The organism is Haloarchaeobius sp. HME9146 (assembly GCF_025399835.1).
In the GTDB taxonomy this organism is placed as follows: domain Archaea; phylum Halobacteriota; class Halobacteria; order Halobacteriales; family Natrialbaceae; genus Haloarchaeobius.
Window position 1 is genome coordinate 625,341 of record NZ_JAODVR010000002.1, and the last position, 19,293, is coordinate 644,633.

Annotated in this window: 18 protein-coding genes; 9 read left to right on the forward strand and 9 right to left on the reverse strand. The window is 65.5% G+C overall.

Features of this window, described 5'->3' with window-relative positions; translation table 11 throughout:
* Window positions 1-167 precede the first annotated feature (167 nt).
* On the reverse strand, window positions 168-1,736 hold the full coding sequence (gene hutH, locus N6C22_RS20700; protein ID WP_261653114.1) for a histidine ammonia-lyase: 1,569 nt from the start codon (window positions 1,734-1,736) through the stop codon (window positions 168-170).
* A 151-nt stretch (window positions 1,737-1,887) separates the two neighbouring features.
* Here hutH and N6C22_RS20705 point away from each other — a divergent pair, with 151 nt between their 5' ends.
* The 3 genes from N6C22_RS20705 to N6C22_RS20715 all read left to right on the forward strand — a co-directional run bounded on the left by N6C22_RS20705 (window position 1,888) and on the right by N6C22_RS20715 (window position 4,675).
* Complete coding sequence (locus N6C22_RS20705) at window positions 1,888-2,814, forward strand: ArsR family transcriptional regulator (protein WP_261653115.1); 927 nt, start codon at window positions 1,888-1,890, stop codon at window positions 2,812-2,814.
* Window positions 2,815-2,891: 77 nt separating this feature from the next.
* On the forward strand, window positions 2,892-3,836 hold the full coding sequence (locus tag N6C22_RS20710) for an ABC transporter ATP-binding protein (protein WP_261653116.1): 945 nt from the start codon (window positions 2,892-2,894) through the stop codon (window positions 3,834-3,836).
* The gene (locus N6C22_RS20715) at window positions 3,833-4,675 is read left to right on the forward strand and encodes an ABC transporter permease (protein ID WP_261653117.1); all 843 of its coding nucleotides are present in this window, start codon (window positions 3,833-3,835) and stop codon (window positions 4,673-4,675) included. Before N6C22_RS20710 ends, N6C22_RS20715 begins: the two co-directional genes overlap by 4 nt.
* Before the next feature lie 7 nt (window positions 4,676-4,682).
* Here the strand turns inward: N6C22_RS20715 and N6C22_RS20720 are convergent, their stop codons facing one another.
* From N6C22_RS20720 to N6C22_RS20730, 3 genes are read right to left on the reverse strand one after another with little or no spacing between them, the layout of a single operon-like run.
* On the reverse strand, window positions 4,683-5,042 hold the full coding sequence (locus N6C22_RS20720; RefSeq protein WP_261653118.1) for a hypothetical protein: 360 nt from the start codon (window positions 5,040-5,042) through the stop codon (window positions 4,683-4,685).
* A gap of 51 nt (window positions 5,043-5,093) precedes the next feature.
* Window positions 5,094-6,125: an aldo/keto reductase gene (locus N6C22_RS20725; RefSeq protein WP_261653119.1), complete on the reverse strand. Its 1,032-nt coding sequence runs from the start codon at window positions 6,123-6,125 to the stop codon at window positions 5,094-5,096.
* Between the two features lie 54 nt (window positions 6,126-6,179).
* Window positions 6,180-7,379 carry a thiolase family protein gene (locus N6C22_RS20730; RefSeq protein WP_261653120.1) on the reverse strand — a complete coding sequence of 400 codons (1,200 nt, stop codon included), beginning with the start codon at window positions 7,377-7,379 and terminating at the stop codon, window positions 6,180-6,182.
* 420 nt (window positions 7,380-7,799) lie between these two features.
* On the opposite strand from N6C22_RS20730, the gene N6C22_RS20735 reads away from it, so the two are divergent.
* The gene (locus N6C22_RS20735; RefSeq protein ID WP_261653121.1) at window positions 7,800-8,585 is read left to right on the forward strand and encodes a hypothetical protein; all 786 of its coding nucleotides are present in this window, start codon (window positions 7,800-7,802) and stop codon (window positions 8,583-8,585) included.
* 79 nt (window positions 8,586-8,664) lie between these two features.
* On the opposite strand, the gene N6C22_RS20740 is transcribed toward N6C22_RS20735, so the two are convergent.
* Both N6C22_RS20740 and N6C22_RS20745 read right to left on the reverse strand, forming a co-directional pair.
* A complete protein-coding gene (locus N6C22_RS20740; protein WP_261653122.1) occupies window positions 8,665-10,455 on the reverse strand; it encodes a PAS domain-containing sensor histidine kinase in 1,791 nt (596 codons plus the stop codon).
* Window positions 10,456-10,575: 120 nt separating this feature from the next.
* Window positions 10,576-10,968, reverse strand: a complete 393-nt coding sequence (locus N6C22_RS20745; RefSeq protein WP_261653123.1) for a universal stress protein — start codon at window positions 10,966-10,968, stop codon at window positions 10,576-10,578.
* A gap of 814 nt (window positions 10,969-11,782) precedes the next feature.
* Here N6C22_RS20745 and N6C22_RS20750 point away from each other — a divergent pair.
* Complete coding sequence (locus N6C22_RS20750) at window positions 11,783-13,381, forward strand: sulfatase-like hydrolase/transferase (RefSeq protein ID WP_261653124.1); 1,599 nt, start codon at window positions 11,783-11,785, stop codon at window positions 13,379-13,381.
* A 30-nt stretch (window positions 13,382-13,411) separates the two neighbouring features.
* Here N6C22_RS20750 and N6C22_RS20755 read toward each other — a convergent pair whose 3' ends face one another.
* A complete protein-coding gene (locus tag N6C22_RS20755) occupies window positions 13,412-13,846 on the reverse strand; it encodes an ArsR family transcriptional regulator (RefSeq protein ID WP_261653125.1) in 435 nt (144 codons plus the stop codon).
* A gap of 128 nt (window positions 13,847-13,974) precedes the next feature.
* Here N6C22_RS20755 and N6C22_RS20760 point away from each other — a divergent pair, with 128 nt between their 5' ends.
* The 4 genes from N6C22_RS20760 (at window position 13,975) to N6C22_RS20775 (ending at window position 16,476) form a co-directional block, all read left to right on the forward strand.
* Window positions 13,975-14,577: an aminopeptidase gene (locus N6C22_RS20760; protein ID WP_261653126.1), complete on the forward strand. Its 603-nt coding sequence runs from the start codon at window positions 13,975-13,977 to the stop codon at window positions 14,575-14,577.
* A 199-nt stretch (window positions 14,578-14,776) separates the two neighbouring features.
* Window positions 14,777-15,232, forward strand: coding sequence for a hypothetical protein (locus tag N6C22_RS20765; RefSeq protein ID WP_261653127.1), 456 nt, complete (start codon window positions 14,777-14,779; stop codon window positions 15,230-15,232).
* Window positions 15,233-15,404: 172 nt separating this feature from the next.
* Window positions 15,405-15,629 (forward strand): hypothetical protein, encoded by a 225-nt coding sequence (locus N6C22_RS20770; RefSeq protein ID WP_261653128.1) that lies wholly within the window; start codon window positions 15,405-15,407, stop codon window positions 15,627-15,629.
* Window positions 15,630-15,954: 325 nt separating this feature from the next.
* Window positions 15,955-16,476 (forward strand): hypothetical protein, encoded by a 522-nt coding sequence (locus N6C22_RS20775; protein WP_261653129.1) that lies wholly within the window; start codon window positions 15,955-15,957, stop codon window positions 16,474-16,476.
* Between the two features lie 578 nt (window positions 16,477-17,054).
* On the opposite strand, the gene N6C22_RS20780 is transcribed toward N6C22_RS20775, so the two are convergent.
* Both N6C22_RS20780 and N6C22_RS20785 read right to left on the reverse strand, forming a co-directional pair.
* On the reverse strand, window positions 17,055-18,488 hold the full coding sequence (locus tag N6C22_RS20780) for a hypothetical protein (RefSeq protein ID WP_261653130.1): 1,434 nt from the start codon (window positions 18,486-18,488) through the stop codon (window positions 17,055-17,057).
* Complete coding sequence (locus tag N6C22_RS20785) at window positions 18,478-19,233, reverse strand: ABC transporter ATP-binding protein (RefSeq protein ID WP_261653131.1); 756 nt, start codon at window positions 19,231-19,233, stop codon at window positions 18,478-18,480. The genes N6C22_RS20780 and N6C22_RS20785 overlap by 11 nt, the downstream gene beginning before the upstream one ends.
* Window positions 19,234-19,293 lie beyond the last annotated feature (60 nt).

Below are 19,293 nucleotides of genomic sequence, written 5' to 3' on the forward strand. Positions count from 1 at the left end.
GCGACGGGGCAGTTGCGGTCAGAGGCACCCAATCCCCCACATCGTCTCTGATCGCTTCTCAGACGACCATTCTCGCGAGCGACTGGCTTCTGTAGAACTGCGGCTCTTACGCGAGGCGGTCGATGCCGGAAACCAGTCCTCCGACGAGTGGTGTGACCGTCACTCGCTCACTGCAGCGGTTCCGACAGCGCCGCATCGACCTGCTCGACCAGCATCCCGCTTCTGGCGAGGGTGGCGGCCCGGTCTAATTCCGGGGCGAGCACCCGGTCCTCGTCGAGCGTCGGGACGACCTCTCGGACCGCATCGGCCACCGCCTGCGTCCCGGCGGCCGGTTCGAGGTCGTCGTCGACGAAGTCGAGCGACTGGGCGGCACAGAGCAACTCCACGCCGACGACGGTCGCAGCGTGCTCGACCGCGGTGTCGGCGTGATGGGCGGCCTGGGCCGACATGCTGACGTGGTCCTCCTGCCCGCCGGAGACCGGCGTGTTGTCGGTGGCGGCCCGACCCAGGGACCGGCATTCGTTGACCAGCGCCGCCGCGGTGTACTGGGCGATCATGTAGCCCGAGCGCAGGCCACTCTCGGCGGTGAGGAACGGCGGGAGATGTGGCTCCTGCAGGTTCGGGTTCACCATCCGGTCGACCCGACGCTCGCAGATGGCCGCGAGGTCGGTCATCGCCGCGGTCAGGTAGTCAAGGCGGTGGGCCAGTGGCGCGCCGTGGAAGTTCCCACCCGAGATAATCGCGCCCTTCTCGGTCCCCGATGCACGCGAGTTCACGTCCGCGGCGTCGAACACGAGCGGGTTGTCGGTCGCGCTGTTGAGTTCGGTCTCGACGGCGTCTCTGGTGTGCGCGATGGCGTCGCGGACCGCGCCGTGGACCTGCGGCATACAGCGAATCGCGTAGGCGTCCTGCACCCGGTCGCAGTTGCGGTGGGACTCGACGATACCAGAGTCGGCACATAGCCGCCGGATGTTGTCGGCGCTCGCCTGCTGGCCCTCGTGGGGCCGCACGTCGTGGATGGCCGGGTCACAGCTCGCGGTGGTCCCCATCGTGACCTCGGTGGTGAGGGCGCCGGCGGCGTCGGCGGCCCGGACGATGTGTTCTGCGTCGACCACGGCGAGTGCGGCTTTGCCGACGGTCAGTTGGGTCCCGTTGATGAGCGCGAGGCCCTCCTTGGGTGCGAGGGTGACCGGTTCCAGGCCGACTGCATCCAGCGCCTCGGCCCCGGAGACGCGCTCGCCGTCGTGGTCGGCTTCGCCCTCGCCGAGCAGGACCAGCGCGAGGTGGGCCAGGGGAGCCAGGTCGCCACTCGCGCCGAGGCTGCCACGGGAGCGGACGACCGGGTGGACGCCCTCGTTGAGGAACGTCACGAGGTGGTCCACGACGTGTTCGCGGATGCCCGAATACCCCTTCACCAGGGCGTTGACGCGGGTGACCAGCATCGCCCGGACCTCCTCACGGGTGCACTCGCGGCCCGAGCCGGCCGAGTGGCTCCGGATGAGGTTGGTCTGGAGCGTCTCTATCTTCTCACGTGGAATGCGCTCGTTGACGAGTTCGCCGAAGCCGGTGTTGAGTCCGTAGACGGCCTCACCGGCGTCGACGACGTGCTCGACGCGCTCTCGTGCTTCGCGGACGCGTTCGCGTGCCGGGTCCGGAATCGCGACCGGCTCGTCGTGGCGAGCGACCGCGACAACGTCCTCGGGGGTCAGCGACTGCCCATCGAGTTCGACGGTCATCGGTGGCGCACCTCGTGGCTGTCGTGGAGGGTCCGACAATCGTTCATGACAGAACGTCGTCGGAGGTCGGGCTTTGACCTTTCGTTGTCACTCCCGGCGACACGACGCCCCGGAACGTTTTCTCTCTCCGCCTCGTACCGCCACCGACCGAATGCCTCTAAGCGACGACCCGTCGACCGAGACCGCGTTCGAGGTCCTGAGCAGCGAGTTGCGGCTGTCCATCCTCGACGAACTCGCCAGGGCCGACGCCGACGGCGAGCCCGTCATCAGCTTCTCCGCTCTCTACGACCGCGTCGACGCCGACAACACGCCCAGTTTCTCCTATCACCTCTCGCGGCTCGCGCCCCACTTCGTCAGCAAGACCGATGAGGGCTACCGACTCACCACAGCGGGCGACCGGGTCGTCCGCGCGGTCAGGGCCGGTTCGTACGAGTCGAATCCCGAATTCGAGCCGACGAGCGTCGACGGCCACTGCCCGAACTGCGGCTGGAACGTCCTCGACGCTGCACTGGATGGATTGCTCGTCGTCATCTCCTGTCCCGACTGTGCCACCAGCGTCGTCAGGTTCGACCTGCCCCCGGGCCAGTCGGACGCTGACGGCTCGGACGCGATTCTCCACGCCTGCGACCGCCGAGTCCGACACGAGTACGAGATGGCACTCGACGGTATCTGCAACAGCTGCGGGGGTGCGATGGCGCTTGACATCGAACAGGTCGAAGACGACTGCGGCACCTACGAGATGGCCATCTCCCGGTGTGGGACCTGCGACCTGCAGGTGTTCGCGCCGGTCAAGATGCGGCTGCTGTACCACCCGGCCGTGCTCGCGCTCTACTGGCGTCACGGTGTCGACGCGACCGAGATTCCGCTGTGGGAGTTGCTGGGACACACCGATTCGTGGGAGCTGACCGTCACCGAGCGAGACCCGTTCGCGGCCGAGGTCCTGGTCCGACTCCCCGACGCCGAGGAGTCGTTGCTGGTTGGCCTCGACGCCACGCTGGACGTCGAGATTCTGGACGACTCGCGGGGACTATCTCGGGACCCGGCTCAGGCGGGCACATCGAGTCAACTCGATGACTAAAACGTGGTTTAGTTACTGTTCTGTTATAATATCAATTCTATGATAATACTTATCCCCGGTGGCGGCGCAGTGCCGGTATGGCAGCGATAGAGACGACGAACCTCACGAAGCGATACGGCGAGTCCGTCGTCGCGGTCGACGACCTCGACCTGACCGTCGAGGAGGGCGAAGTGTTCGGCTTCCTCGGCCCGAACGGGGCCGGGAAGTCGACGACCATCGACATGCTCATGGACTACGTCCGGCCCTCGGGCGGGTCGGCGACGGTCCTCGGGTACGACGCACAGACCGAGACGCAGGCGGTCCACGAGCGCGTCGGCATCCTCCCCGACGGGTACGGGCTCTACGACCGGCTCTCGGCCCGGCGGCACCTCGAGTTCGCCATCGACCTGAAGGGAGCCGACGACGACCCCGACGACCTGCTCGACCGGGTCAAGCTCGACGCCGCGGCCGCCGAGCGACCCGTCGGCGGCTACTCGAAGGGGATGACCCAGCGCATCGCGCTCGCGCTCGCCCTCGTGGGCGACCCCGACCTCCTCGTGCTCGACGAACCCTCCAGCGGCCTCGACCCGAACGGGGTCCGGCTCGTCAGGAACATCGCCCAGGAGCACGCCGCCTCGGGCGGCACGGTGTTCTTCTCCAGTCACATCCTCCCGCAGGTCGAGGCGGTCTGTGATCGCGTCGGCATCCTCAACAGGGGGAAACTCGTCGCCGTCGACACCATCGACGGGTTGCGGGATACGCTGGAGACGGGCTCGGTCATCAGCGTCACCCTCGACCGGTTCCCAGACGGGCTCGACCTCTCGTCCATCGAGGGCGTGACCACGGTCAACACCGACGGCCAGACGATTGAGGCCAACTGCCGGACTCCGGAGGCGAAGCTCGCGGTCCTCGACGAGGTCCGGGCGGCCGGGGCAGCTGTCCAGGACTTCGGCACCACCGAGGCCACGCTCGAGGAGCTGTTCACGACGTACACCGGCGACGCCCCACCGGTCGCCTCGGAACCCATGGAGGCACAGCGATGAACCCGAATCGCATCTCGACCATCGCCCGGAAGGAGGTCGACGACAGCGTTCGCTCCCGGTTGCTCTGGGGAATCATCGGCCTGGTGGCCGTGCTGACCTCGTTCGCGGCCGCGATGCTCCAGTTCGTCCCCGGTGTCGAGGCCGACGCCCTCGCGGGCATCAACGGCGCGACCGAGCTGGCGACCTTACTCGTGCCGATCGTGGCACTCGTCGCCGCCTACCTCGCCATCGCGGGCGAACGCGAGTCCGGGAGCGTGAAGGTCCTGCTCGGGTTCCCGCCCTCCCGCGCCGAGGTCGTCGCCGGGAAGTTCCTCGGCCGGGCGGCGCTCGTGATCGTCGGCATCTCGGCTGGCTACGCGGTCTCCGGCGTCGTCACGCTGCTCGTCTATGGGTCGCTCCCGGTGGTCGCCTTCGCGGCGACCCTGGCACTCACGGCGCTCTTGGGGGCGGTGTTCGTCGCCATCGCGGTCGGCCTCTCTGCCCTGAGCGCGACGCGCTCGCGGGCGATGACCGGCTCCATCGCGGTCTACCTCGTGCTGACGCTGTTCTGGGACTTCGTCCCGCAGGGGACCTACATGCTCGTCGAGGGGTCGTCGCCGACCGCACCGCTCCCGGGCTGGTTCCTTCTCCTGCAGAGCCTGAGTCCGACCGGCGCGTACGGGTCACTGGTGACGGCCGTGGTCAGTTCGGAGGTCGGCGTCCCCGGACTCCCCGCACTCGTGGCTGGTGCGTTCCCGTTCTACCTCGAACCGTGGTTCCTGCTCGGGCTCCTGGCCGCGTGGGCGGCGGTCCCGCTGCTCGTCGGCTACCGGGCGTTCGAGCGCGCAGACCTGGCCTGAAGCCAGTTCAGAGTTCTTCGATGTCGTCGACGACGGCCTCCTCGTCGTCGAAGTCGACCGTCGCGCCACCTTGCATGAACTCGTCCTCGTAGGTGTCTCTCCCCCACTCGGCGATGGCCTTCTGGAGGACGGTGAACCCGTTCTCGGTCCCCTCGTCGACGCTCTCGACGATGGTCCACTCCTCGGCCTCGGGCTCGAAGCCGACGGCGTGACCCTTGCCCGAGTAGATGAAGAACAGCGCGAAGACGCGGTCGATCTCGGGCACGTAGTTCCCGGGGACGACGGTCAGTTCGGCGTCCTGCTCGGCCAGCGACTGCACCTCGTCACCCGTCAGTGGCCGCGACGGCAGCGAATCGATGGTTCCCATGGCTGGTCGTGGGTGAAGCGGCGGGAAAAGTGCGGTGTTCCCCGGCGGAACTCAGTCGCGGTGACCCCAGCGGTTGCCGTCCTCGTCGTACCGGGCCGCCGAGATGCGCTCGAACTGGTCTGCGTCGAGTGTGACCTCGGTCGCACCGACGTTCTCCTCCAGCTGCTCGGTCGTCCGCGCCCCGACGATGGGGATGCAGGTGAACTCCTCCTGGTCCATCAACCAACGGAGGGCGACCTGGGCGGGGGTCGCGTCCACCTCGTCGGCGACGCCCCGGATAGCTTCGAGGACCTCCCAGCCGCGTGCCGAGAGATAGAAGTTCGAGAACCGTTCGTCGAAGCTCCCCCGGGAGCCGTCGGGTGCTTCCACCTTCGTCGGGTCGTCCGGGTCGGCCCGCTCGTACTTCCCGGTGAGGAAGCCCCCGGCGAGCGGCGAGTAGGGACAGACGGCGAGGTCCTGGTCCGCGCAGACGTCGAGGTAGTCGGCCACGTCGTCCCGGTAGGCCGCGTGGAACAGCGGCTGGGTCACCTCGAACCGTTCGAGTCCTTCGACGTCGGACTTCCAGAGCGCCTTGGTCAACTGCCAGGCGGCCATCGTCGACGCCCCGAGGTAGTTCACCGTCCCGTCTTCGACGAGCTGGGTGAGCGTCTCGAGGGTCTCCTCGATCGGTGTCTCGTCGTCCCAGCGGTGGATGTAGTACACGTCGAGGTAGTCGGTTCCGAGGCGGTCCAGCGTCCCCTCTATCTGGGTTCGGATGTGCTTCCGGCCGAGGCCGGCGTCGTTCGGCCCCGGTTCGCCCCAGCCGTCGAAGGGGAAGTAGACCTTCGAGGCGAGGACGAAGTCGTCACGGTCGCGCTCGGCCAGCCAGTCGCCGATGTACTCCTCGCTCGTCCCGTTGGGGTTCCCGTAGACGTTGGCCGTGTCGATGAAGTTCCCGCCGTGTGCTTCGAAGGTGTCGAGCAGTTCGTGTGCCTCCTCGCGGTCGGTCTCGAGGACGCCGCCGGTCTCCCGGCCGAAGCGCCAGGTGCCGAAACACAGTTCCGAAACGCTGGTCCCCGTCGAACCAAGTCGTCGGTAGTCCATACGCCCGAGTCCTCGACGGGCGACCAAAAGGGTGGGAGTAGCGGAAATCGAGCGTTACGCTACCCGCTCCAGAATCGTCGCGATACCCTGCCCGAACCCGATGCACATGGTCGAGAGCGCGGTCTGTGCGCCAGTGCGCTCCATCTCGTGGACGAGTTTCGTGATGAGTGCGGAGCCGGTCGACCCGAGCGGATGCCCGTGCGCGATTGCCCCGCCGTTGACGTTCGTCCGGTCCCACGGCGCGCCGGTCTCTTCCAGCCAGGCCGCGACGACGCTGGCGAAGGCCTCGTTCACCTCGAACAGGTCGATGTCGTCGACGGTCATGTCGGCCTTCTCGAGGACGTTCTTGGTGGCCGGAATCGGGCCAGTGAGCATCATCACGGGGTCGACCGCGCAGACCTCGGTCTGGACGATGCGGGCCATCGGTTCCCAGCCCTGTTCTTCTGCCATCTCGGCCGAGCAGACGAGCGTGGCCGAGGCCCCGTCGACGATGCCCGAGGAGTTGCCGGCGTGGACGACGCCCTCACCCTCCTCGCGGAAGGCGAGCGGGATTCCTTCGAGCGTTTCCACGTCGGTCCCGGGCCGCGGATGGCCGTCCTTCTCGACGGTGATCTCCTCGCCGTCGAGTTCGGTCTCGACGGGCGCGATCTGGGAATCGTACTTGCCCTCGTTCCACGCCTCGCCCCAGCGCGACTGCGAATCCACCGCGATCTCGTCGAGGTCCTGTCTCGTGAAACCCCACGTCTCGGCGATGCGCTCGGCGCTCTCGCCCTGGGGAATCAGCTCCTCGTACTCCTCGAAGTAGGTCTCCGTCATCGAGCCGCCGTCGGTGCCCATCGGCTCGCGCGTCATGTGCTCGACGCCGCCCGCGACGACCACGTCCTGGAAGCCCGCTCTCACCTGCCCGGCGGCGAAGTTGATCGCTTGCTGGCCGGACCCGCACATCCGGTTGAGCTGGACGCCGGGGGCTCCGTGGCGACCTTCGTAGGACGCGCCGGGGCCGGCGTCTGGGTCGACCTCGTCGCTCCAGCCGGCGACGAGTGGGGCGATTCTGGCGATGTTCGAGCCCTGGTCGCCCTTGGGGGTGACACAGCCCAGTATGACGTCCTCGACCAGGTCGGTGTCGAGGTCGTTGCGCTCGGCGAGTGCCCGCAGCGGTGCGGCCGCAAGGTCCTGTGGGTGCGTGTCGCGGAACGCGCCGTCGCGCTTGCCGAACGGCGTCCGGACCGCGTCCACGATGACTGCTTCTCGCATGGTCTCAACTAGACAACGATTTACTTGTTTCTTTCGCCCGGGATTCGGCCGCCCCGGAACCGGACGACCCCGTAAGTAATCCTACTTGAATGCAGTGCATGTTTCCCAATAACCGATAAAATTAAGATACCGGGGCAGAAACGTAGGAGTACATGACCCGGACTTACACTGTGGGCAACGAGGCCCGCACTGGCGGTGACCACCGGTACGCCGCACACGGTGACGAAGCCTCCACTGGAGTCACGGGTACGCCGCTCTCCTGCTAACGTCGGCTCCGTAACGCCGGCTGTCGTCGACTCCCTGACAGCCGGCTGTCTGCGCTGCCGTCACTCGGCCCTCACTTCCAGAGTGCCGCGTGCCGCCCGCCGCACAGATGGCCGCATCGCCTGTCGACCGCCCAGTCACACATCCACATCCACGATGACCGAATTCACGTTCGACCCGGACCCGGCACAGGCACACTACAACGTCGCCCACCTCGTCGACGACCGCACGCATCTGTACCACGAGTACGACATCGACCGCGAGTTCGATGCGGGACTGACCGACCCCCGGACCGGCAAGGAGGACGCCCCGCCCGACTACGGCCAGCGCCGCGCCGCGATGCTCGACTTCTACGGGCACCGCTGTGGGCGCTGTGCCTGCCGCGTCGGCGACAGCACGACACAGGAGCTGGAGGTCGGGTACCTCTACTCGCTCGCCATGGTGACCGGCCGCGGCGACGAGTGGGCCCTCGACAACCTTGTGGCGGTGTGCGAGCCGTGTTACGACCTGCTCACGACTGACTGCCCCGAAGACATCGGCGCGTTCGGGACGCAGTACGAGACCGCCCCGCAGTTCCCGGTGTGGACCTGTGACCCCCGCGTCGCGGTCGAGCGACTCCCGCTCACGGGCCGTGAGGTCTGGCTGCGCGAGCAGCTGGCGAGCCGGGTCGCGGTCTCCTGTGACCAGGAGACGGGTGTGAACCAGCCCGTCGCCCGGGATGCCTGTCTCGCCCGGACGACGAGTGCGGCGGTCGCGGTCGCCCTCGGCGAGGAACTCATCCTCGACGAGTACGGGTCGTGCTCCACGATGCAGCGCCGCCTCAGCCAGCGCTGGGAACTCCTGACGGCGCACGAACGAGCTACCTACCGTGACCGGGCGGTCGACGAGGACACGGTTATCGGCGGCGGCTTCGAACCGTGTGTCGACCTGCAGGAAGCCTGAGCCGGGGAGAACCCCCGCTGACGGTTCGGCCCTCCATCGGCCCCGCTGACGGTTCGGCCCTCCGCCGACGATTCGCCCCCTACGTTCTCTGCTGCACCGCCGGCAGATGCATGGTCACCGCACTTCCGCCGAGGTCGGACTCGGCGAACGTCACGCTCCCGCCCGACGCGGCGACGATGTGTCGAACGAGCCAGAGACCGAGACCGCTGGCGTGCTCGAGCTGCGTTATCTCCCGTTCACCGAGGACGACCGCGAGTTCCTGTTCGGGAATGCCGGGGCCGTCGTCGGCCACGGTCACGTCGGCCACCTCCTCCGAGAGCTCGACCTCGACGACCACCGTCGGTGTGTCGGCTCTGTTGTGCTCGACCGCGTTCTCGACGACGTTCATCAGCGCGACTTCCAGCTGCGGATGGGCGTACACGTGGGCCGTCTCCGGCCCGTGGAACCGGACGTCGACGCTGGCGTATCTGCGCTCGACCGTCTGGAGCACGGACTCGGCCGCGGACGTCACATCGACCGTCGGGCTTCCGTCGGCCTCCGAGAGTCGCTCGAGGACCTGGGCCTTCTGGGTGAGTTCGACGACGGTGTCGGCTGCGTTGAGGAGGGACTGGGCGTAGGCCCGTTCCTCGCCGTCCAGCGTCCGGGTGAGCGTCTCAGCGTACCCGCTGATGACCGTCATCTTGTTCCGGAGGTTGTGACGGAGGATGCGGTGGAGGACCTGGAGCCGGCGCTCACGGTCGACCTGTTCCGTCACGTCGGTGTAGACGCCGAACGCGAGGGTGCCATCGTCGGTTTCGCGGTACGGGACGCCACGGAAGAGGAACTGGCGTTCACCGGTCGCCGTTCGACGGACGACCCGGCGCTGGTTGACCAGCCCACGTTCGGCGCGCTCGTCGAGCTGCCGACCCACGTCTGCGTGTTCCTCGGGAAGGACGTAGTCGTTCAGCGACTCGCCGATGACGGTCTCGGCGTCCCACCCGAACGTCTCCTCGAACCCCGGGTTCACCCGACGGACGATGGGTGTCCCGTCGTCGATCTCGGCCTCCACGATGGCGTCCGGTATCGTCTCGAACAGGTGCGAGACACGGTCACGTTCGGCCGCCAGCCGTTCCTCGGTGGCCGCGAGTTCACTCAGGTCTCTGACGACACCGACCGTCCCGACGAACTCCGACCCGCTCATGCGGAGCGTGACCTCGATCTCTGCGGGGAACGTCTGGCCCTGTCTGGTCCGGAGTTTCGTACGATACTGGGCCGTATTTCGGTCGTCGGACGCGAGGAGGTCCCGTATCTCCTCGCTCCCGGTCTCGACGTTCTCGTCGGCCAGCACGACGCTGACGTGGGTCCCGACGAGCGTCTCCCGGCGGTAGCCGAGTCGCTCTAAGAGGCGGGGTGTCGCCAGTACGACCCGCCCGTCGGAATCGAGCGCGTACACCATCTCGGGGATGTGGTTCCAGATGCTGTCTTCGCGGGTCGCAACCCGCTCTCCGTCACGGGCTGGCGCGTCCTGCTGGTCGACGACGGCCGCGACGCGTTCCGTGAGTTCTGCGAGACCCTGGTCGTCGGCCCCGGTCACACAGTCGGCCGCACCGGCTCGGAACAGCGAGACAGCGCGGCTATCGCCGCTTTGCGGTGACCAGACCACGACGGGAACCTCGTCGATGACTCTCGCCGGGAGGGCGGACAGGAGCGCGTTCGGGTCGCTGGTGCCATCGTCGGGGAGGACGATTACGTCGGGAGTTGTTTCGGGTATCGAATCAGCGGGATGGACCGCCGTGTCGAAGCCTGCGGCTGTGAGGCGACGGTCGAGCATGCCCCCCGTCTCGCCCGGAGTGGAGACGACGAGGACTCGAACGTGTGACGTAGCCGCCATAGAGATGGCGAATCTTCGACGAAAGCACACAAAACCGTTTTGGGCGTTCTCTGGGCTTTCTGGCTCTACGGCCCGGTGCAGAAGAATCGTGGTCTCGTGTCTGGCGTGACTGGGTCGCCTTCAGTCCTGTGGCGGTGCCACGAGGACCGGTCGCTCGGCGTCGAGGATCACGGCCTGTGCGGTCGACCCGAACAGTGCCTTCCCGGCCGGCGAGCGCTTCCGCCCGCTCACGCAGATGCAGTCCGCGTCGATCTCCTTGGCGTGTTCGACGATCTCGATGGCTGCGTTCCCGCTCGATTCGCTGAGCTCGGCCTCGATACCGGCTTCTTCGAGTACCTCTCGAACCTGTCGTACTGTACTCAACTGCGACACGGACGCTCCCTCGGGGTTGTCTTTGAACACGTGGAACAGTGTCACCGAGACCTCGTCCTTCCCGGGCATGTCTGCGACGGCCTCTGCCTGTGCGCGTGCACGTTCCTCGTCGGAGTCGACTGCGAGCAGTACCTCGTACATATCAGGCGCTACTCCCGAAGGGGGCTTATGTTTAGGGGGTGGTCTCCAGGCACTGAGAACGGGAAGCCTCGCGATGGCGGCTGTCACGGCCCGCTAGCGCCACGCCGTCGGAAAGGGGCAACAGTTGCGTCCCGGAATACTTACTTAACAGTAACCGGCTATGACACAGATGGCTTCACGAGTTGGCGCGCGTGAGCCGATCCACTTCCACATCTGGCGCTTTTTACAACGCTACGGCTCCGAGCCGCAGCTCCGGCGTTCGACAGACGTCTCGCGCTCGTAGCCGGTGCTCGAAGAACGTGGTGAACGGTGTCGGTTGGCGGGGGCAGCCCCGCCGTGAGCGACGAAAAGGGGCCGACAGCGGTGGCAGACCGCGCCGGCCGAACTGGCACTGTTGGCAGACAGGTCGCGTCGTTGGGCCGTGGTAGAGTATGGCAGACTGGTGGCCCGGTTCGATGCTCCCTGTCGGGTGATTTCCTCACCCTCACTATCCCGTAGGTCTCCTCGGTAGATAACCTGTGCACTATCCGACCAGTTATGGCCCTACCGCTGCGTAACCCGAACCGATAGCAGGAGCGGCCTTCGGTCGGAAACGTTCTTCCGGCGAAGACGGTTCCTCCGGGTGATAACTCAGCCCTTACCCAGTATCTGCTATATGTCTACAGAGTGCTAGCTACAGGTGACCTACTGGAGTACGTGCGGGGGCATCCGCCCCCTGGCCACACCGGTCGCCAGCCCGATACCCGGGCTGGTGTCGGTGGCCGGCCGCGTCAACACCACGCGCACTGGGGGCTCCGGTCGGGGGTATCTCTCTATGACAGGACGACAGTCTCTCAACGCGACACGTATCACCGACGCAGAACGACCACTCGACGGCCCGCGCACCGACGGCGGGACGACGCCGTCGAACGTCCTCCTCGTGCTGGCGGACGAACTCGGCTACGGCCAGCTCGGCTGCTACGGGGGCGGTGCGGTGCAGGGCGCACCGACGCCGAACATGGACAGCATCGCACGCACGGGCCTGCAGCTCACCAATTTCAACGTCGAAACGAACGCGGTCGCGACGCGGTCGGCCCTGCTGACGGGCCGGCACGCGCTCCGCTCGGGCACCGCGTCGCCGGGATTCCCAGGTGAACTCGTGGGGCTGACCCAGTGGGAGCAGACCCTCGGGAACGTCCTGAAGGGGGCCGGCTACGCGACCGGCTACTTCGGGACGTGGCAACTCGGCGACGAGCAGGGTCGCTTCCCGACGGACCAGGGCTTCGACGAGTGGTTCGGCATCACGGACGGCCCCGAGGTCGCGAGCTACACGACGAACCCGGCGTTCGACGCGGACACGATGCCGACCCCGATGATACTCGAGGGGGACGCGGGCGAGACACCGAAGGAGGTGAAACCGTTCGACCGGGCGGCCCGTGCGACCATCGACGAGACCATCGCGGAACGCGTCGTCGAGTTCGTCGACTGGCATGCCGAAGCTGGGACGCCCTTCTTCGCGACGGTCGCGTTCGCCAGCCTGGCCCAGCCGGTCGTCCCGCACCCGGCCTTCGCGGACGCGTCCGGGAACGGTCCGGTGGCCGACCGCCTGCTGGAACTCGACCACCGCGTCGGGCAACTCCTGCGTGCCCTGGAGGAAGCTGGCGTCGATCAGCAGACCCTCGTCGTCGTGACGAGCGCGAGCGCCCCGACCGATGTCGATGTCGCCGAGACGGCCGTCGCCCCGTTCCGCGGAACGGCAGGCACGGCCCTCGAAGGTGCACTCAGGGCACCGTTCGTGGCCAAGTGGCCCGGCATCATCCCGCCGATGACGACCTCCAACGCGGTCGTACACGCGGTCGACGTCCCGGCGACCATCGCGGCCATCGCCGGCACTGGCCTTCCGGCCGACCGGGAGACCGACGGTCTGGACCAGCGTGCCCTCTTCACCGCGAAATCGACCGAATCGGCGAGGGAGGGGATACCCATCGTCGTCAACGAGGAGCTCACGGCCGTCAAGCTGGGACGGTACAAGTGCCACTTCTCGCATATCGACCCGGAGACGAAGACGGCCCAGCAACTCGCCAGCCCCATCATCGTCAACGTCGAGGCGGACCCGCGAGAGGAGCACGACATCTCGACCGAGGTCCGGTTCCTGCTGGACCAGTTGTTCGACGTGGCCGACGAGTTCGAGATGAGTCTCGCCCAGGAGCCACCCATCCAGCCCGGGACGCCCGACCCCTACGACCCGAACGCTCCTGGCCAGGGCCCGATGGGGCCCGGCGGTCCGATGCCACCGATGGGACAGGGCGGCCCCATCGACGACTGGCCGATGGGTGAAGGCGGCCCGATGGGCGGCGGTGGGCCGACGGGCGGCGGCAAGCCGATAGACGACGATAGACCGCGCCGGCCCGACGACGAGACGGCTAGCCGGTAACCGCGGTAACTGCGGTCACCGCAGGCTGTTCTACTCCGTGGTCGGCCGCGGCATCTCTTCGAGTTCGGTTATCTCTCCGGTCTTTTTCACCCGGGCGTACTGGCGACGCCACGCGTCCTCCGGGAACAGGTCGTTCCGGTCGAACAGGGCGCGAGCCTCGTCGGTGAGCCGGTAGAACTTGTACGGGTAGCCCCGGATACGCTCGCCCGGTTCGACGACGACTTCATCGACCACGCCGACCGACTGGAGCGTCTTCAGGTGCCGGCGGATCGCGTCGGCTTCGAGACTCGGGTTCATGTAGTCGAGTTCCTTCACGCTCGGTGCGCCTTCGGGGTGCCCGACGATGTCGGCGATGAGGTTCGCTCGCGTCTTGTCGGTCGCCTTCTGGAGCGCCGTCCACGTGTCGAACTCGTCACCGAGCCCTCGTCCTCCGCTGTCGTTCGGCTGCTGTGCTTCCGGGCGCATACTCGTCCCTACGACCTCGACCACCATCAAACACTAGGTCGTCAGATTCAACTGATAACACAAATGGTTGCCTAACCGGTTTATTGACCAGTACCTCTTTCAGTGTTGCAACTGTTCTCTCGCCTAGCATGGCCGACGACCCCACAGACCCACCCCAGCGGGAGTACCTCGAGAATGTCGACCCCGACGAACTCGTCGACGGCGACGAACTTCGACTCACGCCACAGCAGCACGAACGGTTGAAGAACGGGCTCCACGGGCAACAGTTCAAGACGCTCAAACGGTCGGACCGGCGGTACCTGGTGGTCGGTCGTGGCGGCGAGGACGGCCCGGGAGAGCGGCGACTACAGGTCTGTGCCATCCTCGGCGACCGGTCGGGGGCGACGGCGTTCCGCCTCGAAGATTTCGGCTTCACCGGCGAGGACATCGACCTCTGGGTGCCCGCGTTCGACATCCTCTCGGAGATGGCCACCCACATCGTCGGCGTCCTCGAGGACTTCGACGGCGGCCACGTCTGGGAACTCGGCTTCCTCTACCACTACCAGACGACGATTCGTGACATCCTCTGGCTCCTGAAGCGCGTCTACGGGTCGAAAGAAGCGATGCGAGAACAGTACGACAACGGGATGGCCGCCTCACACTTGGCCGCACTCGAGGAGGCCGCGGGCGAGCGTGTCCTCACCTGGGAGACACCCGAGGACCTCCCGGATGTGGTCGGTGAGATTCCCTGACCGAGTTCTGGTGTCGGCGGTGGTAAAGTGATAGATGTAGGGGGCTGGGTCTGTCGCTTCACCCAGTGTTCTGAATCAGCCTTGTCAAATGTGCCGTGCGGAATACAGAGGTTCTATGTTCCAGTCTTCTCGGGAGATAATCACATGTCCAAAGTCACTCACCACAAACGTTTAGCTATGACATGTTAATGAAAGAACAATGCGCCGCCGTCACCTCCTCACTTTGCTTGGTGCCGCAACCAGTGGCGGGTGTCTCTCGCTTGGAAAGTCATCCGATCCCACGGTACTCGGGAAAATTGACATCATCAACCACGCCTACGAACCGTACACCGTCCATGTATTCGTCGAGCGGGACGACCAGCTCATTTACTGGTCCACCCACGAAGCGACTGCGGGTGACTCTGAAAGCGCCGGGGGAGCGGAACTTCCCTGTGTGTGGGGAAATGAGCCGGGTCGATATACGGTGCGTGCCCGCCTTGAGGACCGGACGACGTGGCAGTCAATGAACGTAGCAGACGCGGAGGTTAGCCCCATCTCGATATCCTTGCAAATCGGAGATTATTACACCGAACGAGGCGAGACGCCGGACTTCGAGATCTGGCATACGATGAATCCAGTTGAACCCTGTGAAACTGGCACCACTGAAGCTCGATGAAGTGCTTACAGAAAGATTCGCGCCCTGTATCAAGCAGGAGTTACAGAACACAACAGTAATTCGTCAGACCCCAGGTGACTCACTCACAGCGCAAGTCGGTCACTCAGGGAGACGTGGGTCGCTAGACAGTGTTCGACAAATCCAAACGGGTAACGTGGAAAGACGACATACGATGCCCGACCTGACGCTCCAGAACTTCCTGAAGGAGGTAGGACTGCGGCTCGGTGCTGCAGTCGTCGTTGTCGGGACGTTCTTCGGTCTCGGGTACGTCAACCGAACCGACTTCCTCGGCCTCTCTCGTCTCCTCGACAACCGGCTCGCCTTCTTTGCTGTGGCGTTCTTACTGGTTGGTGTTGCTTCTCTGGGCTGGATCGTGTTCCAACGTGGTAAAACGTGAGTCCGCACGAACGGCGGTGCGACGATGCAACCGATCTCCTCTGCTAACGGCTTCCGCTAACTCTGGCAATGCAGCTACCGGAATCACTGAAGGGGCTCGGTTGACTGACCAGACCTGCGAGTGAATTACTGGCCAATCACTGTTACGTGCTGGACTTCTGATGAATACAGGGCGCGAAGGCTGTTGAACGAAGATTGCGTGGTCGAGTGACGTGATTCACGTCCGGCGGAAACGCCGGGACTCTCTCGCTGTCGAAAGATAGTCCACCCATGAATGATTTCCAGCATGTATGAAGACTTATGCCCCGGGTTCCGTTTTTGCTGGTATGCAGCAGTCTCGGCGTGCGTTTGTGACAGTCATTGCGGGGATTGCCGGTGGCTGTCTCGGTTCTCGCGACTCTTCTCGAACGACAACAGCGCCTGACACAGACGCCGACGGGGTTCCTGATCGCGTCGACGACTATCCAACGGATGCCCGCAGGGCGTTCGAGGAATTTCGCGCTGAGGGTACTCCAACGCTTCATCCGGGGCAGTTCTCGGCTATCGCACTCACGAACTCGCCAGAGGCCACCGGCGATGTCTTGCACTACGACATCGCTGTGGAGGGTGACACGAAAATCGATTGCCTCGTCTTTGAACGAGAGGCATACGATGCCTACGTGGACGGTGCCCGCGACGTTTCCATCGTCTCTGAATACAGTCGAATAGGCGTGACCGAGACGACCCTCACGGAGACACTCGATGAAGGCGAGTATCTCTTCTCACTGGATTACACCGACCTACTCACCGAACCCCGAGAGCAGAGCGTCACCGTCAGTCGCTTGCTCACGCTTGCTGACCAGCCCTGATGATGGAGCTAGCTGGTGCAGGCCCATTGACGATGCTTCCCTGTGGTTCCCGCTGGAGTAATCGGACTCGATTGTTACTGGGTCCTCTGTATTCAGCACGCTGGTTGTGCCAGAATCCGAGTAGGTTCCACCGATCGTGCTGATTACAGAGGTGTCGGTCTATCGCTTCATCCAGCGTTCTGAATCAAGCGAACCAGCCGGTTCCCAACAGGCCAGTGTTCGATACCCGATTCGCGCCCTGTATTCAGCACGACCGCAGATACTCCCCTGAACTTTGTCAGAAGAGGCGTGCTGCATACAGAGGATGAGTCCAGCGCTGTGAGCCCTCTCTATTCAACAGTGTTCAGTTGAGTAACCTATGGACTCGCGCCGTTAACACGAATCACGCGACATAGAACAGCACTACAAGCGCGAGAACTATGAGAAGGATTGCGACTATTACCCAGGGGCTATCCGAACCATCAGTCGACTCGTCGAGGGGAATGAGTGGTCCACTACCTCCACCGGGGATATCCATACTCGATAATATCGAGTAATTGAGCAATAAGTTTCGATGATCCACTCGCACCCTCGGTCTATTACTGCCGGTGATGCCGTTCCCACTTCGGCACCGCCCGCCGGTACAGCGCGATGCCGAGCCCGCCAGCCACGACACTCGCCACGCCGAGTGCGGCCAGCAGGGTCACATTCACCGGCGCGAGCACCAGCCCGACCACGAGCACGGGGACCAGAATCAGGGCGACTGCACCGCCGAACGCGGCGAACAGCACGGTGTCGAACAGGAACTCGTTTGGCTGGAATCCGGCGAGGTACACCGTCAGCCCGAACAGGTAGCATTCGAGGCCGAGCAGGAGCAGCAGGCCGACGACGGCCTCGTCGACGGGCGAGCCGCGCCAGGCGATGGCCCCGAGGAAGTACAACAGGCCGGTTGGCACACCGAGCACCAGGAAGGCGCGGAACTTCGCGCGGAAGACGGCCGCGACGGAGACTGGATACAACTGGTACTCCTGCACGTCGTCGAACTGCGTGACCCAGTTGTAGGTCGTGAAGGCAGTCAGCCCGAGAATCGCCCCGAAGGAGACGCCGGTCGAGGGCGACAGCCCAGTGATCGTCTCGGCGAGGTCGAGCAGGAAGGCACTCACCGCGAAGAGCACGCCGCCGGAGAACAGTACCTTGAGGAACCCGCCGGAGGAGCGATGCACGTCCAGCAGCGATTTCACGGTGAGCCCGTCGGCGTCGAAGGGGAGCGCGTCCTGCCAGGTGAGGAAGGTCCGGCCCGCGGTTCTGGCGGGGGTGACGTAGCTGGTGTCGTACACCGCGACACCGAGGGCGAGCAGGAGCGGAATCGGGGCGAGTGCGGCGACGGCCTCGACGACCGTCCCGCCGTCGAACAGCCCGTAGGGCGTGTAGGCGACGAAGTCGATGCCGGCGGCGTAGGCCAGCCCGGCGGCGGCGGCCAGTCCGAGGAGCAGGAGCTTCCCGGGTGCACCCCGCGTCGAGAGGCCGATGGCGGCGAAGGTAACGGCCACACCGAGGACGAACGTCGCGGTGGTCGTCGCCCACAGCGTGGGCAGGGCGAGCCAGCCGATGCCGGCACCGGTGAGCACGGCCGGGACGAACCCGAGCGTGATGGGCAAGAGGAACAGCAGCGCGTAGTACACCGCGTCCTTCACGAGGAAGATACCGAGCAGCTTGCGCTGGGAGATAGGGAGGGTCCGGGCCGTGAACACCACGAGCGTCATGTCGCCGAGCAGGTTCCGCATGGCGTCGCGGCCGACGAAGCCGACGCTGCCCGTATGAAGCCCGAAGAAGAACGCGAGCGCGTGGACCCCCGCCAGGACCGACCCGACGGCGGTCCCGGTCGTGGTGAGCAGGTACACCGCACCGGCCGTGATGGCCGTGACGAACACCGGGAAGCCGGCGAACCGGCCGCCGCCGAAGAGCTGGCTGTGGAGTCGCCACTCCTCGCGGAACATCTCGACGAACAGCCGGCGGTCGAGGTCAGTCGTCACCGACCACCGCCTCCGGTTCCTGCCAGTCCACGTCGTCGTCGACGTTCGCCATGAAGGTGTCCAGCAGGGACTCGCCCTCGTCCAGCTCGTCGGGCCGGCGCTCGGCGATGAGTTCGCCGCGGTAGACGATGCCCACCCGGGAACAGATCTCCTCGGCGACCTCGATGTGGTGGGTCGAGATGAAGATGGTGTTGCCCGCATCGCGGTAGTTCGTCAGGAAGCGCTTGGTGCGCTCCTGGACGATGGGGTCCAGATTGGCGAGGGGCTCGTCGATGAACACGACCTCGGGCTCGTGGAGGAACGCCTGTGTTATCATCACCTTCTGCTGCTGGCCGCGCGAGAGGTCCGTGTTGAGGGTGTCGAGCTTCTCGGCGAACGAGAGGCGATTCGCCCACGTCTCGACCCGCGAGTCGACGACCTGCTGGTCGAGGTCGCGCACCGTGCCGACGAAGTCGAAGTACTCCCGGGGGGTCATGAAACTCGGTGGGGACTCCTGTTCGGGGAGGATACCGATGTGGCGGCGCGTCTCGACCGGGTTCGAGACCGGGTCGTGGCCCAGCACCGAGGCGGTCCCCGAATCGGGCTCCAGTTGCCCGGTCAGAATCTTGATGGTCGTCGTCTTCCCCGCGCCGTTCGGCCCCAGGGCGGCGAACAGTTCGCCACGGCCGATATCAAGCGAGAGGTCGGCGAGCGCGGTGACGTCGCCGTAGGTCTTGCGGAGGTTCTCGGTTCGAATCGCGCTCATCAGTCGTCCCGTGAATCGGCCCGGGTGGTCTTGACCGTTCTGCCCGTCTGCGGGTTTGCC

Coding starts and splice junctions, on each gene's coding strand:
- N6C22_RS20760 (WP_261653126.1), top strand. CDS start 13,975: ATGGCCGACGACCCCACAGACCCACCCCAGCGGGAGTACCTCGAGAAT.
- N6C22_RS20765 (WP_261653127.1), top strand. CDS start 14,777: ATGCGCCGCCGTCACCTCCTCACTTTGCTTGGTGCCGCAACCAGTGGC.
- N6C22_RS20735 (WP_261653121.1), top strand. CDS start 7,800: ATGACCGAATTCACGTTCGACCCGGACCCGGCACAGGCACACTACAAC.
- N6C22_RS20785 (WP_261653131.1), bottom strand. CDS start 19,233: ATGAGCGCGATTCGAACCGAGAACCTCCGCAAGACCTACGGCGACGTC.
- N6C22_RS20710 (WP_261653116.1), top strand. CDS start 2,892: ATGGCAGCGATAGAGACGACGAACCTCACGAAGCGATACGGCGAGTCC.
- N6C22_RS20750 (WP_261653124.1), top strand. CDS start 11,783: ATGACAGGACGACAGTCTCTCAACGCGACACGTATCACCGACGCAGAA.
- N6C22_RS20745 (WP_261653123.1), bottom strand. CDS start 10,968: ATGTACGAGGTACTGCTCGCAGTCGACTCCGACGAGGAACGTGCACGC.
- N6C22_RS20740 (WP_261653122.1), bottom strand. CDS start 10,455: ATGGCGGCTACGTCACACGTTCGAGTCCTCGTCGTCTCCACTCCGGGC.
- N6C22_RS20720 (WP_261653118.1), bottom strand. CDS start 5,042: ATGGGAACCATCGATTCGCTGCCGTCGCGGCCACTGACGGGTGACGAG.
- N6C22_RS20730 (WP_261653120.1), bottom strand. CDS start 7,379: ATGCGAGAAGCAGTCATCGTGGACGCGGTCCGGACGCCGTTCGGCAAG.
- N6C22_RS20770 (WP_261653128.1), top strand. CDS start 15,405: ATGCCCGACCTGACGCTCCAGAACTTCCTGAAGGAGGTAGGACTGCGG.
- N6C22_RS20715 (WP_261653117.1), top strand. CDS start 3,833: ATGAACCCGAATCGCATCTCGACCATCGCCCGGAAGGAGGTCGACGAC.
- N6C22_RS20775 (WP_261653129.1), top strand. CDS start 15,955: ATGCAGCAGTCTCGGCGTGCGTTTGTGACAGTCATTGCGGGGATTGCC.
- N6C22_RS20705 (WP_261653115.1), top strand. CDS start 1,888: ATGCCTCTAAGCGACGACCCGTCGACCGAGACCGCGTTCGAGGTCCTG.
- N6C22_RS20725 (WP_261653119.1), bottom strand. CDS start 6,125: ATGGACTACCGACGACTTGGTTCGACGGGGACCAGCGTTTCGGAACTG.
- N6C22_RS20755 (WP_261653125.1), bottom strand. CDS start 13,846: ATGCGCCCGGAAGCACAGCAGCCGAACGACAGCGGAGGACGAGGGCTC.
- hutH (WP_261653114.1), bottom strand. CDS start 1,736: ATGACCGTCGAACTCGATGGGCAGTCGCTGACCCCCGAGGACGTTGTC.